Annotated in this window: 13 protein-coding genes; 10 read left to right on the top strand and 3 right to left on the bottom strand. The window is 60.5% G+C overall.

Annotated features, from left to right (window positions below; translation table 11 throughout):
- The first annotated feature begins 279 nt into the window (after positions 1-279).
- The 5 genes from flgB to ACP7B3_RS08045 all read left to right on the top strand — a co-directional run bounded on the left by flgB (position 280) and on the right by ACP7B3_RS08045 (position 4511).
- Positions 280-687, top strand: a complete 408-nt coding sequence (flgB, locus tag ACP7B3_RS08065) for a flagellar basal body rod protein FlgB (RefSeq protein ID WP_010208346.1) — start codon at positions 280-282, stop codon at positions 685-687.
- A gap of 3 nt (positions 688-690) precedes the next feature.
- Positions 691-1143, top strand: coding sequence for a flagellar basal body rod protein FlgC (gene flgC, locus ACP7B3_RS08060; protein WP_106576134.1), 453 nt, complete (start codon positions 691-693; stop codon positions 1141-1143).
- Between the two features lie 16 nt (positions 1144-1159).
- On the top strand, positions 1160-1894 hold the full coding sequence (gene flgD, locus ACP7B3_RS08055) for a flagellar hook assembly protein FlgD (protein ID WP_242196168.1): 735 nt from the start codon (positions 1160-1162) through the stop codon (positions 1892-1894).
- 31 nt (positions 1895-1925) lie between these two features.
- Complete coding sequence (gene flgE, locus ACP7B3_RS08050; protein WP_145159354.1) at positions 1926-3236, top strand: flagellar hook protein FlgE; 1311 nt, start codon at positions 1926-1928, stop codon at positions 3234-3236.
- Between the two features lie 189 nt (positions 3237-3425).
- Positions 3426-4511 carry a hypothetical protein gene (locus tag ACP7B3_RS08045; RefSeq protein WP_426178596.1) on the top strand — a complete coding sequence of 362 codons (1086 nt, stop codon included), beginning with the start codon at positions 3426-3428 and terminating at the stop codon, positions 4509-4511.
- Between the two features lie 88 nt (positions 4512-4599).
- Here the strand turns inward: ACP7B3_RS08045 and ACP7B3_RS08040 are convergent, their stop codons facing one another.
- Positions 4600-7497 carry a ribonucleoside-diphosphate reductase subunit alpha gene (locus tag ACP7B3_RS08040; RefSeq protein ID WP_145159319.1) on the bottom strand — a complete coding sequence of 966 codons (2898 nt, stop codon included), beginning with the start codon at positions 7495-7497 and terminating at the stop codon, positions 4600-4602.
- A 715-nt stretch (positions 7498-8212) separates the two neighbouring features.
- Between ACP7B3_RS08040 and ACP7B3_RS08035 the strand changes: the two genes are divergently transcribed.
- Together ACP7B3_RS08035 and ACP7B3_RS08030 are read left to right on the top strand one after the other, a co-directional pair.
- Positions 8213-8938, top strand: a complete 726-nt coding sequence (locus tag ACP7B3_RS08035) for a response regulator (RefSeq protein WP_145159317.1) — start codon at positions 8213-8215, stop codon at positions 8936-8938.
- Positions 8935-10545 (top strand): ATP-binding protein, encoded by a 1611-nt coding sequence (locus tag ACP7B3_RS08030; protein ID WP_242196164.1) that lies wholly within the window; start codon positions 8935-8937, stop codon positions 10543-10545. The genes ACP7B3_RS08035 and ACP7B3_RS08030 overlap by 4 nt, the downstream gene beginning before the upstream one ends.
- 82 nt (positions 10546-10627) lie before the next feature.
- Here the strand turns inward: ACP7B3_RS08030 and ACP7B3_RS08025 are convergent, their stop codons facing one another.
- Positions 10628-11344 (bottom strand): 4'-phosphopantetheinyl transferase family protein, encoded by a 717-nt coding sequence (locus ACP7B3_RS08025; RefSeq protein WP_369301449.1) that lies wholly within the window; start codon positions 11342-11344, stop codon positions 10628-10630.
- Positions 11345-11482: 138 nt separating this feature from the next.
- Between ACP7B3_RS08025 and ACP7B3_RS08020 the strand changes: the two genes are divergently transcribed.
- The 3 genes from ACP7B3_RS08020 to ACP7B3_RS08010 are packed head-to-tail and all read left to right on the top strand — an operon-like array spanning position 11483 to position 13830.
- A complete protein-coding gene (locus tag ACP7B3_RS08020; protein ID WP_145159311.1) occupies positions 11483-11791 on the top strand; it encodes a hypothetical protein in 309 nt (102 codons plus the stop codon).
- A gap of 18 nt (positions 11792-11809) precedes the next feature.
- Positions 11810-12487 carry a response regulator gene (locus tag ACP7B3_RS08015; protein ID WP_017138377.1) on the top strand — a complete coding sequence of 226 codons (678 nt, stop codon included), beginning with the start codon at positions 11810-11812 and terminating at the stop codon, positions 12485-12487.
- Complete coding sequence (locus ACP7B3_RS08010; RefSeq protein ID WP_106576142.1) at positions 12484-13830, top strand: ATP-binding protein; 1347 nt, start codon at positions 12484-12486, stop codon at positions 13828-13830. Before ACP7B3_RS08015 ends, ACP7B3_RS08010 begins: the two co-directional genes overlap by 4 nt.
- 130 nt (positions 13831-13960) lie before the next feature.
- Here the strand turns inward: ACP7B3_RS08010 and ACP7B3_RS08005 are convergent, their stop codons facing one another.
- The gene (locus ACP7B3_RS08005; protein WP_145159307.1) at positions 13961-14959 is read right to left on the bottom strand and encodes an AraC family transcriptional regulator; all 999 of its coding nucleotides are present in this window, start codon (positions 14957-14959) and stop codon (positions 13961-13963) included.
- Positions 14960-15107: the final 148 nt, after the last annotated feature.

The following is a 15107-nucleotide window of genomic DNA, read 5'->3' as shown; positions in this document are numbered from 1 at the left end:
CAAGCCCAGGCGACGCAATATTCAGTATTCAGGCCGTTGCATTGAAGGGCTGCCTGCTGAACCTGTCGTCCAAGCAGCCGTGTCACTGCCGGCAGTTTGCATAAAAGCGGCAACCGGTATTGCCGCTTTACTGGCGCCACGCGGAAGGCCGTTGCCGCTTTTCTGGCATTACCACCGGCAAACTTCCCGCAAACCCTTGAATTACGGGCCAAGATGGAATTGGCATGCGCCTTGCTATGACCCTGTTACGAAAAGCAGGTCAGCCTAAAGGTTTCCGCCATGAGCATCAGCTTCGATAAAGCGCTCGGTATCCACGAACAAGCCCTGGGCTTCCGCGCCCAGCGTGCCGAAGTCCTGGCCAACAACATTGCCAACGCCGACACCCCGAACTACAAGGCTCGGGACCTGGACTTCTCTGCCGTGCTCGCCGCACAGCAGGACAAGACCAAGAACGGCACCTTCGCCTTGAACATGACCAACAGCCGTCATATTGAAGCGCAAGGCTTGAGCAATGGTGACGAGTCGTTGCTGTATCGCACGCCGATGCAGCCATCGATCGACCAGAACACCGTCGACGCCCAGCTGGAGCAATCGGCCTACGCCGAAAACTCGGTGAACTTCCAGGCCAGCTTCACCCTGCTCAACAGCAAATTCAAAGGGCTGATGTCAGCCCTGCGTGGAGAGTAAGCCATGTCCTTAGCCAGTGTTTTCAATATTGCCGGCAGTGGCATGAGCGCGCAGACCACGCGCCTGAACACCGTCGCCAGTAACATCGCCAACGCCGAGACCGTGTCTTCGAGCATTGACCAGACCTACCGTGCCCGTCACCCGGTGTTCGCCACCATGTTTCAGGACGGCCAAAGTGGCCAGAGCGGTAGCGGCGACTCGCTGTTCCAGAACCAGGACGCCGCAGGCCAGGGCGTGCAGGTGCTTGGCGTGGTCGAAGACCAGAGCAATCTGGAAGCCCGCTACGAACCCAACCATCCCGCCGCGAACGAAAAGGGTTACGTGTACTACCCCAACGTCAACGTGGTCGAGGAAATGGCCGACATGATTTCCGCCAGCCGCTCGTTCCAAACCAACGCGGAAATGATGAACACCGCCAAAACCATGATGCAGAAGGTCCTGACCCTGGGTCAGTGATAAGGGGCGCCAAATAATGGCCATTGTTGATAGCACTTCTACGACAACCAACACGCCGGTTCAGGACCTTTTCAACTCCAAGGTCAAGACCTCGACGGACAACAGCGGCCTCGCTTCGGTGGCCACGGCGGCCACCGGTAACCAGGCGCTGGGTAAAGATGCATTCCTGCAGCTGCTGGTAACCCAGCTGAAAAACCAGGACCCGCTGTCGCCACAGGACAACGGCGCCTTCGTGGCCCAGCTGGCTCAGTTCAGTAGCCTGGAAGGCATCAACACCCTGAACGACTCGGTGAATGCGATCTCCAGCAACTTCAGCTCCTCGCAAGCGCTGCAGGCGTCGTCGATGGTCGGGCGTTCGATCATCACCCAGACCGACAAGGCCATGGTTGACACCAGCAAGAGCATGACCGGCTCGGTGGCGGTGACCGCGGCGACGGGCAACGTCTCCGTGAAGATCACCGACAAGGACGGCAACGTGGTCCGCACCCTCGACATGGGCGCCCAAAGCGCCGGTGATTCGAGCTTTATCTGGGATGGCAAGGACGATAACGGCGAGGTCGCGCCCGCCGGGACTTATACCTTCGCGGCCAGCACCAAAAATGATACGGGCGACTCGGTTGCCTTGTTGACCTCGCTGCCGGCAACAGTGACCAGCGTGACGTTGAGCCAGACCGGCGGCGAAATGCTGCTCAACCTTGCCGGCGGCATGGGCAGCGTCAAGCTGTCGCAAATTCAGACTATCGGTACATAGAGCCGGCTAAATACGGCAGAAGGAGAGAAACATGTCTTTTAACATCGGCCTTAGCGGCCTCTATGCGGCCAACAAACAACTGGACGTGACCGGCAACAACATCGCCAACGTCGCGACCACGGGCTTCAAGTCGTCCCGTGCCGAGTTCTCGGACATCTACGCCGCGTCCAAGCTGGGCACCGGCCAGAACAGTGTCGGCAGTGGTGTGAACCTGGCAGCCGTTTCCCAGCAGTTCACCCAGGGTGACGTCAACAACACCGGTGGTCTGCTGGACATGGCGATCCAGGGCGGCGGCTTCTTCGTTCAGAAGGGCAGTGACGGCTCGCTGGAATACACCCGCAGCGGTGCCTTCCGTTCGGATAAGGATGGCTACATCACCAACAACACCGGCACCTCGCGCCTGCAAGGCTACGCGGCGGACGCCGACGGCAACATCATCAAGGGCGCGCTGACCGACCTGCAACTGAACCTGTCGAACCTGCCGCCCAAGGCGTCCACCAAAGTCGATTCCACCAGTAACCTGAACTCGTCTTCGCCGGTGATCGATCAGACGACCAAGCCGTTTGATCCAACGGACTCCACCACCTTCAGCACCCAATACAACACCACCTTGTATGACACCCAGGGCAACGCCCACCCAATGGTGCAATACCTGGTGAAAACAGATTCCAACACCTGGAAATCCTACACCCTGATCGATGGCCGTAACCCTGACGGTTCGGCGCCTACCGGCACAGGCTCGACGCCGCCGGTCGCCTCGACGTTGAGCTTCGACGGTTCCGGCAAGCTCACCGGGATTGTCACGGGCACCACTTCCAGCACCACCTTGCAGCTGACCGGCTGGGTGCCAGGCACAGTGACCGACGGTGTGTGGACCCAAAACGGTGCGAACGCCAACCCAGGTGGGATTGCCATCAACATGAGCAACATCACCCAGTACAACTCGGCCACCTACCGTAACCCACCGGTCACCGATGGCTACGCCACCGGCCAGATCACCGGCCTGAACATTGACGGTAACGGCGTGTTGTTCGCCACCTTCAGCAACCAGCAGAGCAAGTCCATCGGCCAGCTTTCCCTGGCCAGCTTCAACAACGAACAAGGCCTGCAGCCGGCGGGCGGCACCACTTGGAAAGAAACCTATGCATCGGGCCAGCCGGGTTACGACACCCCGCAAGCCGGTACCCTGGGTTCGATCGTGTCCAAATCCCTGGAGAACTCCAACGTCAACCTGACCAACGAGCTGGTGGACCTGATCAAGGCCCAGAGCAACTATCAGGCGAACGCCAAGACCATCTCCACTCAGAGCACCATCATGCAGACCATCATTCAGATGACCTGATGCTGTTGGCCTGACGCGCACGCGCAACAAAAGCCCCTCGATCGAGGGGCTTTTTTTTGCCTGCCATTTGGCATCGGGGAATATTCCCACCTCTCGCCTGATTACAGCCGACAGGCCCGTGTTGGAACCGGCCACACGGTTCTTCCCACTCATCAAGCCTCAACGTGTTCGATCACAAGGTGGCTCGGTATGGGAAGTTCGTCGATGTCCGGCCAAGGGGCTGGAGGTGTGCGTTATGGCGTTGGGTGGGCAGGGCAGTACCTGAATGGCGTCAGCCGATCAGAGGGCAACCGGGATGCGTTCGATGCCGATAAAGAGGCGGTCACGCAGCTTCTCAGGCAGTTGGATGACGCCGAGAAAACCTCCAAAAACCAGACGGTCCAGGACCTGCGCGACAAGCTCAATGACAAGCGAAATGCGCTGGGAGAGGAAAAATTCAAAGCGATCCTTGAGCAGCTGAAGCGCGATGCGGTCACAGATTTTCTTGCGCTGTTGAAGAGGCTGTTTCCGGAGCTGTTTGCAGATGACGCGACTCCGTCTCCAACACCGCGTCCCACACCGTCGCCAGACCGCGGTGGCGGAGGCGGTGATGGCGGTCGGGTTAATCCAAGCGATTTTGGCGGCAGTGAGCCCATGAGTAATCTGCCGATTACCGAGGGCTCCAAGCATTTCAACTACACGCCGGACGCAAGTAACCCGGGCAAGAAGCCGGACAATATCTGGAGTGGATTCAGCCAGGGGCCTGATGGTAATTGCGTCACGGTTGCCGCGATAAAGGGGGCGATGATGAAGTTTGGGCAGAAGCCCACTGATGTTTTCGCTGAGGTGCATGAGACCGCTGGTGGCTATCACGTCAAGATGCGCGATGGGTTCGAACTGGATTTATCCAAGGCTGAACTGAGGTACGCCGCCAGTTACGCGCAGTTCAAGGGGGATAACCCCTCGATGATGACCGACGCTAACTTCATGTACGCGGTGAGTGCCAAGCGTGCACAGATGGAAGGGAATGGTTTTGATGACAATCCCGAGGCTTCAAAACAGAGTTTTGCGCATGCGATGCAAAGCTTGAACAACGGTGAGATGGGGCAAGAGGCGCTGGACCGGCTTGGGTTGAAGGGCCTCTACAAAGCCTCTTCGAGTTTGGAGCTGGCAAGCGGCACACTGGGCGTTGTCGACTATGGCGGCCATTCAATGGCGGTGATTGGCGGGCGCGTGGAGTTGTGGGGAGGGCGGGGCGGCGCTCCCCAGGAAGGCAACGCCTACGAATTCGTTTAGCGTAAAAACAAAAAAACCGATAAACCCACTGCAGCAGGGTCTATCGGTTTTTTTAATCCCGGGCAATCAAGCCCGGGATCAGCTCAGCTTATTGGCAAGCTTCGCAATCCGGCTCATCAATCGCGCAGGCCTTTGGCACTGGCGCTGGACCGGCTGGTGCTGCGAGAACCGAATCATCACCGTGGTTGCCGCCGCTGGAAACAGCGTTCAGCTTGCCGGTGTTGATGGTCGACTTCTCGGTGCTGGTCGCGGCCAGGGCACGGAGGTAATAAGTGGTTTTCAGGCCGCGGTACCAAGCCATGCGGTAGGTCACGTCGAGCTTCTTGCCCGATGCGCCAGCGATGTACAGGTTCAGCGATTGGGCCTGGTCGATCCACTTCTGACGGCGGCTGGCGGCGTCAACGATCCACTTGGTGTCCACTTCGAACGCAGTTGCGTAGAGCTCTTTGAGTTCTTGCGGGATGCGCTCGATCTGCTGCACCGAACCGTCGTAGTACTTCAGGTCGTTGATCATGACCGAATCCCACAGGCCACGAGCTTTCAGGTCGCGAACCAGGTACGGGTTGATCACGGTGAATTCGCCCGACAGGTTCGATTTCACATACAGGTTCTGGTAGGTCGGTTCGATCGACTGCGATACGCCAGTGATGTTGGCGATGGTGGCGGTCGGTGCGATGGCCATGATGTTGGAGTTACGAATGCCTTTCTGCACACGGGCACGTACCGGGGCCCAGTCCAGGGACTCTTCCAGGTCAACGTCGATGTACTTCTGGCCACGTTGCTCGATCAGGATCTGTTGCGAATCCAGCGGCAGGATGCCTTTGGACCACAGCGAACCCTGGAACGTCTCGTAGGCACCGCGCTCGTCGGCCAGGTCGCAGGAAGCCTGGATGGCGTAGTAGCTGACCGCTTCCATGGACTTGTCGGCGAACTCGACCGCAGCGTCCGAACCGTAAGGAATGTGCTGCAAGTACAGCGCGTCCTGGAAGCCCATGATGCCCAGGCCGACCGGACGGTGCTTGAAGTTGGAGTTCTGCGCCTGTGGTACCGAGTAGTAGTTGATGTCGATAACGTTATCGAGCATGCGAACGGCGGTGTTCACGGTGCGTTCCAGCTTGGCGGTGTCCAGCTTGCCGTTGACGATGTGGTTCGGCAGGTTGATCGAGCCCAGGTTGCAAACGGCGATCTCGTCCTTGTTGGTGTTCAAGGTGATCTCGGTGCACAGGTTCGAGCTGTGGACCACGCCCACGTGCTGCTGCGGGCTGCGCAGGTTGCACGGGTCTTTGAAGGTCAGCCATGGGTGGCCGGTTTCAAACAGCATGGACAGCATTTTGCGCCACAGGTCTTTGGCCTGGATGGTCTTGAACAGCTTGATCTTGCCTGGGTACTGGGACAGGGCTTCGTAGTACTCGTAACGCTCTTCGAAGGCCTTGCCGGTCAGGTCGTGCAGGTCTGGTACTTCCGATGGCGAGAACAGGGTCCACGGGCCGTCGTCGAAGACACGCTTCATGAACAGGTCAGGAATCCAGTTGGCGGTGTTCATGTCGTGGGTACGACGACGGTCATCACCGGTGTTCTTACGCAGCTCGATGAACTCTTCAATGTCCATGTGCCAGGTTTCCAGGTAGGCACACACAGCGCCTTTGCGCTTGCCACCCTGGTTCACGGCTACAGCGGTGTCGTTCACGACTTTCAGGAACGGTACAACGCCCTGGGACTTGCCGTTGGTGCCCTTGATGTACGAACCCAGTGCACGCACAGGGGTCCAGTCGTTGCCCAGGCCGCCGGCGAATTTGGACAACATGGCGTTGTCGTGGATCGCGTGGTAGATGCCCGACAGGTCATCCGGCACGGTGGTCAAATAGCAGCTCGACAGCTGTGGACGCAGGGTACCGGCGTTGAACAGGGTCGGGGTCGACGACATGTAGTCGAAGGACGACAACAGGTTGTAGAACTCGATGGCACGGTCTTCTTTGTGCTTCTCTTCGATCGCCAGGCCCATGGCCACGCGCATGAAGAACACTTGCGGCAGTTCGAAACGGATACCGTCCTTGTGGATGAAGTAACGGTCGTACAGGGTCTGCAGGCCCAGGTAGGTGAACTGCTGATCGCGCTCGTGGTTGATCGCCTTGCCGAGTTTTTCCAGGTCGAAGGTGGCCAGGATCGGGTTGAGCAATTCGAACTCGATACCCTTGGCGATGTAGGCAGGCAGGGCCTTGGCGTACAGGTCAGCCATCTCGTGGTGGGTGGCGCTGTCGGCGACTTTCAGGAAGCCCAGGCCTTCGGCACGCAGGGTGTCCATCAGCAGGCGCGCGGTCACGAACGAGTAGTTCGGCTCACGTTCAACCAGGGTACGGGCGGTCATCACCAGGGCGGTGTTGACGTCGGTCAGGGCCACGCCGTCGTACAGGTTCTTCAGGGTTTCGCGCTGGATCAGGTCACCGTCGACTTCTTCCAGGCCTTCGCAGGCCTCGGTGATGATGGTGTTCAGGCGGCCCAGGTCCAGCGGTGCAAAGGTGCCGTCAGCCAGGGTGATGCGGATCGACGGGTGAGCTTGCACGGCAGCTTCTTCAGCCGGGGTGCGTACAGCGCGCTCTTTGGCGCGGGAGTCACGGTAGATCACGTAGTCGCGGGCAACTTTCTGCTCGCCGGCACGCATCAGGGCCAGTTCGACCTGGTCCTGGATTTCTTCGATGTGGATGGTGCCGCCCGAGGGCATGCGACGCTTGAAGGTCGCAGTGACTTGTTCGGTCAGGCGGGCAACGGTGTCATGGATGCGCGACGAGGCAGCAGCGGTGCCGCCTTCAACTGCAAGAAACGCTTTGGTGATGGCGACGGTGATTTTGTCATCGGTGTAAGGAACGACAGTGCCGTTACGCTTGATCACTCGCAGTTGGCCAGGTGCGGTGGCGGACAGATCCAGGTTCGAATCAGCGGCCTGCGGCACGGAGCCCTGCGGGTTCTCGCGAGTTGTGTCGGTTTGCATGGGGGGTTGTCTCCACATTCTATATTTATTTGGGCACCATCACGGTGCCCACCGTTCCGTCCTGAAGCACTTACAGCAGGCCTGGGCCTGGCATAACAACTTCGGGACAGGAGGAAGGGAGCTCATCGCGCCGCTTCCATGCCGAAGTCTTCGGTTCGGGCCATGAGGCGCCCTTCGCCGTATTCTTGGTGGGTGACAGTTGCTCGCTTCAAGCACTGCAACACCCGTACCGCTTTCTGCCCTGGAGGCTGGAAAACGGCTGCCATCCGCGTGCGCGGTTTGGGCTTTTAAAAAATGCGTTGGTTCCAACCAAACGGGAGCAAGAAAGCGCTTGAGTTTCTTGTCTGATCTGTGTTTGGTTTTTCGCTTAAAACCCTACATGTAGGGTTTTTTTAGCGCCGAGGTACAAGATAATGCGTTTTGGGGGGCTTAGCAACGCACTACCTGTGGATAACGCTGTGGGTAAAATGTGTATGAATCGTAGAACGCCCGTGTAGGCCGCAGTACTACTGGATCGCGCCGTTTGTCACCGAATATTCCAAGGTAAAAACAGTCGATTGGAATTTTGAGGGCGCGAACCCTACCACAAAAAAATGCGATCACCGAATGGATTTCCCGGCTTGTGCCAGAGGGCTGGCGCATGGCTACAATCGGCCTTCAATAGAGGCAGCAGTGTGTGCCCCGTAGATGACAATAATTAGAACCGAGGTAGCGCATGGAGCAAGAAGCCTGGCAGATATTGATCGTCGAGGACGACGAGCGATTGGCCGAGTTGACCCGTGATTATTTGCAGAGCAACGGCCTGCGGGTGGCGGTGGAAAGCGACGGCGCCCTGGCGGCGGCACGCATCATTGCCGAACAGCCCGACCTGGTGATCCTCGACCTGATGCTGCCCGGCGAAGATGGCCTGAGCATCTGCCGCAGTGTGCGCGAGCGCTATGACGGTGTGATCCTGATGCTCACTGCACGCACCGATGACATGGACCAGGTGCAGGGCCTGGACATGGGCGCTGATGATTACGTGTGCAAACCCGTGCGCCCGCGCCTGTTGCTGGCGCGTATCCAGGCCCTGCTGCGGCGCAGTGAGCCGGCCTTGCCGATTGCCGTGGAAAACCAGCGTCGCCTGCAATTTGGCCCCTTGGTGGTGGACAACGCCCTGCGCGAAGCCTGGCTGCACGAAGGCGGCATTGAGTTGACCAGTGCCGAATTCGACCTGCTATGGCTGCTGGTGGCGAATGCCGGGCGCATCCTGTCGCGCGAAGAAATCTTTATCGCCCTGCGCGGCATCGGCTACGACGGCCAGGACCGTTCCATTGATGTACGCATCTCACGCATTCGCCCCAAAATCGGCGACGACCCGATCCACCCGCGCTTGATCAAGACGATCCGCAGCAAAGGCTACCTGTTCGTCCCCGAAGCCGCTGCCGATATGCCGCTGTGAACTCAATCTTCCTGCGCATCTACGGCGGCATGTGCGCGGCGCTGATCCTGGTCGCGCTGCTCGGCGTACTGGCCCTGCACCTGCTCAATGAAGTGCGCAGCGGCCAATACCGTGAACGCCTGGCCCACGGCACCTTCGCGTTGATGGGCGACAACCTGCAGCCTATGAGCGCCATCGAACGCCAGCGCGCCCTGGCGGTGTGGGAGCGTTTGCTGGGCATTCCCCTGGAACTGCGCACACTCACCGACGCGCAACTGGACCTGAGCCAACGCAACCGCCTGCAACGCGGTCAGGTGCTGGTCGAGCAGACCGGGCCGCATGCGGCGCGAGTGTTGCGCCTGGTCAGCGAGCAGGAACAACTGGTACTCACCGGCGAAGTGCAACAGATCAGCGAACAACTGGCCCGCGCGACGATTTACCTGCTGGCTGACGAACTGGTGCGCTTTCCGGTCGCCGAGCAGCCGCAAAAACTCGCTGACATAAAAGAAGCCAAGGGCTTTGGTTTTGACATGCACCTGATGACCCTGGATCAAGCGGACATGGACGACGATCAGCGTCGCCGGGTTTCGGAAGGCGACACGGTGATGGCCTTGGGCAAGGGCGGCGATTCGATCCGCGTGTTTGCCGGCATGGTCGGGACGCCATGGGTACTGGAAATCGGCCCGCTGTACCAAATGAACCCTTACCCGCCGCAGTGGCTGATCCTGATCGCCTTGATCAGCCTGACCTTGATCGGCTTGATCGTGTATTTATTGGTGCGTCAGCTCGAGCGGCGGCTCAAGGGGCTGGAAGCGGCGGCCACACGCATCGCCAAAGGCAATCTGGAGGTCCGCGTGCCGGCACGTGGCGCCGACTCGGTGGGGCGACTGGCGGCGGCCTTTAATGGCATGGCCGAGCACTTGCAGCAGTTACTGGCGATTCAGCGTGAGCTGGTGCGGGCGGTGTCCCACGAATTGCGCACTCCGGTGGCACGCCTGCGCTTTGGCCTGGAGATGATCGGCGACGCCGCCAGCCCCGAGGCGCGGCGCAAATACATGGACGGCATGGACAGCGACATTCAGGACCTGGATGGCTTGGTTGACGAAATGCTCACCTACGCCCGCCTGGAGCAGGGCGCGCCGGAGCTGAATTTCCAGCGGGTCGACCTCAGCGCGTTGCTCGATCAGGTGATCGGCGAATTGTCGCCACTGCGCCCTCAGGTCAACGTAGCCCGTGGTATTTGCTTGTCGTCGGCGCATTGGGACGACGCCTGGGTCGATGCCGAGCCGCGCTACCTGCACCGCGCCGTGCAAAACCTGGTGAGCAATGCGATGCGCCACGCCCAGGGCCAGGTGTTGATCAGCTACCAGGTCGGGCAGGTGCGTTGCCGCATCGATGTGGAAGACGACGGCCCCGGTGTGCCGGAAAGCGCCTGGGAGCGCATCTTCACGCCGTTTCTGCGCCTGGACGACAGCCGCACCCGCGCCTCCGGCGGGCACGGCCTGGGTTTGTCGATTGTGCGGCGGATCATCTATTGGCACGGCGGGCGGGCGTTGATCAGCAAGAGCAACAACCTGGGTGGGGCGTGTTTCAGCCTGAGTTGGCCCAGGGATCAGGAGAAGGCTTGAGATCGCTATCGCAGGCGAGCCAGCTCCCACAGTTGAAATGCATTCCAACTGTGGGAGCTGGCTTGCCTGCGATAGCGTCAGATCAGGCCCTGACGGCCACTAGACTCAACAATTGCTCACCTTCCACCGCAAACTGCGCCTCCAACTCCGTGCCATGGCACCACTCGGCAGACAGGTCGGTCAGCAGCCTTAGTCGCACCTGTCCGGTCTCGGACCACGCCACCACCTCGGCATGTTCGAAGTAAAAGCGCTTCTGCACGATCGGGTAGAGCGCCTTGAACAGGCTTTCCTTGGCCGAAAACGTCAGCGTCACCAACAAGGCGACCTGCTCGCGCGGCACGCTTGCCATGCGCTGCATTTCTTCAGCCGTCAGAATCTCCCCGGCCAGGCGTTCGGCCCGGTCCAGGGCCAGCACATTCTCCAGGTCCATCCCCAGCCCACGCCATTGCGCCTTGTGCCCGACAATCGCTGCAGCGTGCCCGGTGCTGTGGGTGATTGAGCCGCTGATGTGTTCAGGCCACACCGGCGCACGGTCTTCGCCGATGGGCGGCACGCAATCAAGGTGATCGAGTTGTTGCAGCGCCGCGCGGGCGCACAGGCGGCCGGCGAGAAACTCCGCCTGGCGCTTGGCCACCGAGCGCTGGATGCTGGCCGGAGGCGGCACCGCGCAGCGCTGGAAATCACCGGCAGCTAATAAGGCTGGATCGAAACGGGTGCTCAGAAACACCGTGCCCGGCAACGGAGCGGGCAGCGGCCAATGGGCATCGAGTGGGGTGCAGCAAGCGGGTAGAGGCGTCATGCGCGGTATTTTGCGTCAGTTGGCGCGCCAGTGGATAGCCCGTCACGGTTCAGGCCCGGTTCAGAGCCCGTTCAGGGGGAGTTCAGGGGCGCCTGCGTAGTCTGGGCTCAACAGCCAAAACGCGTAGAGGTAAGCACCATGACTGCGATCAAAAAGCTGATGTTGGCGTTAACCATGCTCAGTGCCACTGCCGGCGTCCAGGCGTCGGACGGTGCATTTGCGGCCTTTGGTGGCGAGAAAACCAAGAAGTCCAGCAACCTGATCCATCGTGTCAGCTTCGAAGACGCGGGCACCCAGGCCGCGCCGTGGGGCCAGTCCCTGGGCCTGAGCGCCCCGCAACCTGCCTACCGCACCGGTTACGAACACCTGACGGGCCAATACAATGGCATTAAACTGCGCCCGCAAGACTTGCAGGGCCGCTATGATATCCCCCTGTCGGACAGTTGAATTGCCTTGGAGAGCCTTATGAAATTGCTGGTCGTGGAAGATGAGGCGCTGTTGCGTCATCACCTGTTCACCCGCCTGACCGACAGCGGGCACGTGGTTGAGGCCGTAGCCAATGCCGAGGAAGCCCTGTACCAGACCGGGCAATTCAACCATGACCTGGCCATCATCGACCTGGGCCTGCCCGGCATGGGCGGCCTGGACCTGATCCGCCAACTGCGCAGCCAGGCCAAGACCTTCCCGATCCTGATCCTCACCGCCCGCGGCAACTGGCAGGACAAGGTCGAAGGCTTGGCGGCCGGCGCTGACGACTACGTGGTCAAGCCGTTCCAGTTCGAAGAGCTGGAGGCGCGGATGAACGCCTTGCTGCGCCGCTCCAGCGGTTTCACCCAGTCGACCATTGTTGCCGGGCCCTTGCTGCTGGACCTCAATCGCAAGCAAGCGTCCCTGGATGAACAGCCGCTGGCGCTGACCGCCTATGAGTATCGGATTCTCGAATACTTGATGCGCCACCACCAGCAAGTCGTCGCCAAGGACCGCTTGATGGAGCAGCTTTATCCCGATGACGACGAGCGCGATCCGAACGTGATCGAAGTGCTCGTCGGCCGCCTGCGCCGCAAGCTGGAAGGGCCGGCGGGGTTCAAGCCGATCGACACCGTGCGGGGCCTGGGTTACCTGTTTAATGAGCGCTGCCGTTGATACGCTCGTTACGTGTGCGCTTGATGCTGGCGGCCACCACCCTGGCCGTGTTGTTCATGCTGGGCTTATTGCCCGCCATGCAAGGGGCATTCAGCCTGGCGCTGCAGGATTCCATCGAGCAGCGCCTGGCGTCGGACGTCACCACCCTGATTTCTGCTGCGCGCGTCGAAAACAATCGCCTGCTGATGCCTGCGCAGTTGCCGGACGAGCGTTTCAACCTCACCGATAGTCGTCTGCTTGGCTATATCTACGACCGTGAAGGCCATCTGGTATGGCGCTCACGCGCTACCCAGGAAGAAAACATCAACTACAAGCCGCGCTACGACGGGCGCGGTAATGAGTTCGCGCGCATTCGCGAGGCCAATGGTCAGGAATTTTTCGTGTATGACGTCGAGGTCAAGCTGCTGGGCGGCAAGAGCGCGGCGTTCAGTATCGTGGCCCTGCAGCCAGTGCGCGAATACCAGCTGACCCTTGAAGGCCTGCGGGAAAACCTCTATTTGGGGTTCGGCGCGGCCTTGCTGGTGTTGCTGACGTTGCTGTGGCTGGGCCTGACGTGGGGCCTGCAAGCCCTGCGGCGCCTTAGCCAGGAACTTGACCAGATCGAAGGCGGCACCCGCGAAAGCCTTTCCGAGGAGCATCCACGTGAATTGCTGCGTCTGACGGGCTCTCTCAACCGTTTGCTGCACAGCGAGCGTGAACAACGGGCGCGCTACCGCGATTCCCTCGACGACTTGGCCCATAGCCTGAAAACGCCGCTGGCCGTGTTGCAGGGTGTGAGTGAAGACATGGCCCAGCGCCCGGAAGATCGCGGCCAGGCCTGGGTATTGCAGTCGCAGATCGAACGGATGAGCCAGCAGATCGGCTACCAGCTGCAGCGTGCCAGCTTGCGCAAAAGCGGCCTGGTGCGCCACCAGGTGCGCCTTGAGCCGGTATTGCAAAGCCTGTGTGACACGCTGGACAAGGTCTATCGCGATAAACGCGTGACGGTGACCTTTGAGTTGCCGGCCGAATGCGATGTCCCGATCGAGAAAGGCGCGTTGCTCGAAATGCTCGGCAACTTGCTGGAAAACGCCTATCGCCTGTGCCTGAGTGAAGTGCGCATCAGCCTGACAGAAAGCCTCGAAGGCACCGAGCTGTGCATTGAAGATGACGGGCCTGGTGTGCCGCCTGATCAGCGTGCGCGGATCCTGCAAAGGGGCGAACGGCTGGACCGCCAGCATCCGGGGCAGGGCATTGGTCTGGCGGTGGTCAAGGACATCATTGAAAGTTACAGCGCGCGGCTGACTTTGGGCGACTCACCATTGGGCGGCGCGGCGTTCAAGATTCACTTTCCGGCCTTGTGATCTCTGTTGACTCCACTGGCCCCTTCGCGAGCAAGCCCGCTCCCACATTCGACCGCATTCCTACAGGATAAACGCGGTTAAATGTGGGAGCGGGCTTGCTCGCGAAGGGGCCGGCAATGGCACCACACCGCTAACTCTCCTGCGCCCGATACGCCCCCGGCGTCAAGCCCGTCCACTTCTTGAACGCCCGATGAAACGCCGACGGCTCGGAAAACCCCAGCTGCTCGGCAATCTCCTGCAACGACAAATCCGCTCGTCCCAAATGATAGATGGCAATGTCCCGTCGCAACTCATCCTTGAGCGCCTGAAAGCTGGTGCCTTCCTCACGTAAATGCCTGCGCAGGGTTTGAGGACTGATGTGCAGGTGCTGCGCGACCGCTTCCAGGTCCGGCCAGGGCGTGCGGTCGCGGCTCAACAGGCGGCGCAGCTGGCTGCTCAGGCTGTCGCCTTCATCCGGCCGCGACAGCAGGTCGGCGGGGGAGCGCTCGAGAAAATGCTTGAGGGTGCGTTCGTCCTGCAGCAGCGGCAAGCTCAGGTAGCGGCTGGGAAACACCAGGCTGCTGTGTGGCGCGCCGAATACCTGAGGGCAGGGAAAGAGCAGGTCGTATTCGCCGGCATGGGCCGGCATCGGGTAGCTGAACGTTGCCTGTTGCAGGCGGATACGCTGGCCGATCAACCAACTGCCCAGGCGATGCCAGATCACCAGCAGGCATTCACTGAGGAAGTGATCCGGGTCCCACAGCTGCGAATCGTCCAGGCTCAGCCGGGCCATGTCGCCTTCTCTCGTCAGCTGCCAGCGCGGACCCTGTGGGAATAGGCTATAAAATAATAAGCCGCGTTCCAGAGCCTTCTCCAGGGTGCGGCAGTGAATCAGCGCGTGGCACATCATGGCGAAAGTGCCACGCTTGCTCGGGCCTTCGGCAAACCCCAGGTATTCGTCGTCCAGCGCCAGCCACAACCTCTGCAACAGCCGGGTAAATTGCTCGGGGGCGATGCGGGCGCGGGGTTCGGTCAACAGTTCGGGGGTGATGCCCACCTGCAGCAGCAGGCCCGAGCAGTCGTAGCCGACCCGGCGCGCACCGCCGAGGGCGGCCCGGGCGTAGTGGCTGGCGATGGTACGTTCACGCATGTGAGGGCCTCGTCCATGGAGTGGCGGATGTTAGCCATCACCGAGAGGGGCGACAAGGCGGATATCCGCCAAATTGTAGGACGAGACCGGGCGGCCTGGCGGAATTCCGCCACATCTTCCAGGGTGTACAGGGCCGTCGTCTTGCCCC

Source organism: Pseudomonas sp. TWRC1-2 (assembly GCF_049896685.1).
Lineage (GTDB): Bacteria > Pseudomonadota > Gammaproteobacteria > Pseudomonadales > Pseudomonadaceae > Aquipseudomonas.
This window is presented reverse-complemented; position numbering and strand designations above follow the sequence as displayed.

What these genes read in the sequence shown, in the direction of transcription:
- flgE (WP_145159354.1), top strand. Translation starts at nt 1,926, where the DNA reads ATGTCTTTTAACATCGGCCTTAGCGGCCTCTATGCGGCCAACAAACAA.
- ACP7B3_RS08005 (WP_145159307.1), bottom strand. Translation starts at nt 14,959, where the DNA reads ATGCGTGAACGTACCATCGCCAGCCACTACGCCCGGGCCGCCCTCGGC.
- ACP7B3_RS08045 (WP_426178596.1), top strand. Translation starts at nt 3,426, where the DNA reads ATGGGAAGTTCGTCGATGTCCGGCCAAGGGGCTGGAGGTGTGCGTTAT.
- flgC (WP_106576134.1), top strand. Translation starts at nt 691, where the DNA reads ATGTCCTTAGCCAGTGTTTTCAATATTGCCGGCAGTGGCATGAGCGCG.
- ACP7B3_RS08025 (WP_369301449.1), bottom strand. Translation starts at nt 11,344, where the DNA reads ATGACGCCTCTACCCGCTTGCTGCACCCCACTCGATGCCCATTGGCCG.
- ACP7B3_RS08035 (WP_145159317.1), top strand. Translation starts at nt 8,213, where the DNA reads ATGGAGCAAGAAGCCTGGCAGATATTGATCGTCGAGGACGACGAGCGA.
- flgB (WP_010208346.1), top strand. Translation starts at nt 280, where the DNA reads ATGAGCATCAGCTTCGATAAAGCGCTCGGTATCCACGAACAAGCCCTG.
- ACP7B3_RS08020 (WP_145159311.1), top strand. Translation starts at nt 11,483, where the DNA reads ATGACTGCGATCAAAAAGCTGATGTTGGCGTTAACCATGCTCAGTGCC.
- ACP7B3_RS08015 (WP_017138377.1), top strand. Translation starts at nt 11,810, where the DNA reads ATGAAATTGCTGGTCGTGGAAGATGAGGCGCTGTTGCGTCATCACCTG.
- flgD (WP_242196168.1), top strand. Translation starts at nt 1,160, where the DNA reads ATGGCCATTGTTGATAGCACTTCTACGACAACCAACACGCCGGTTCAG.
- ACP7B3_RS08040 (WP_145159319.1), bottom strand. Translation starts at nt 7,497, where the DNA reads ATGCAAACCGACACAACTCGCGAGAACCCGCAGGGCTCCGTGCCGCAG.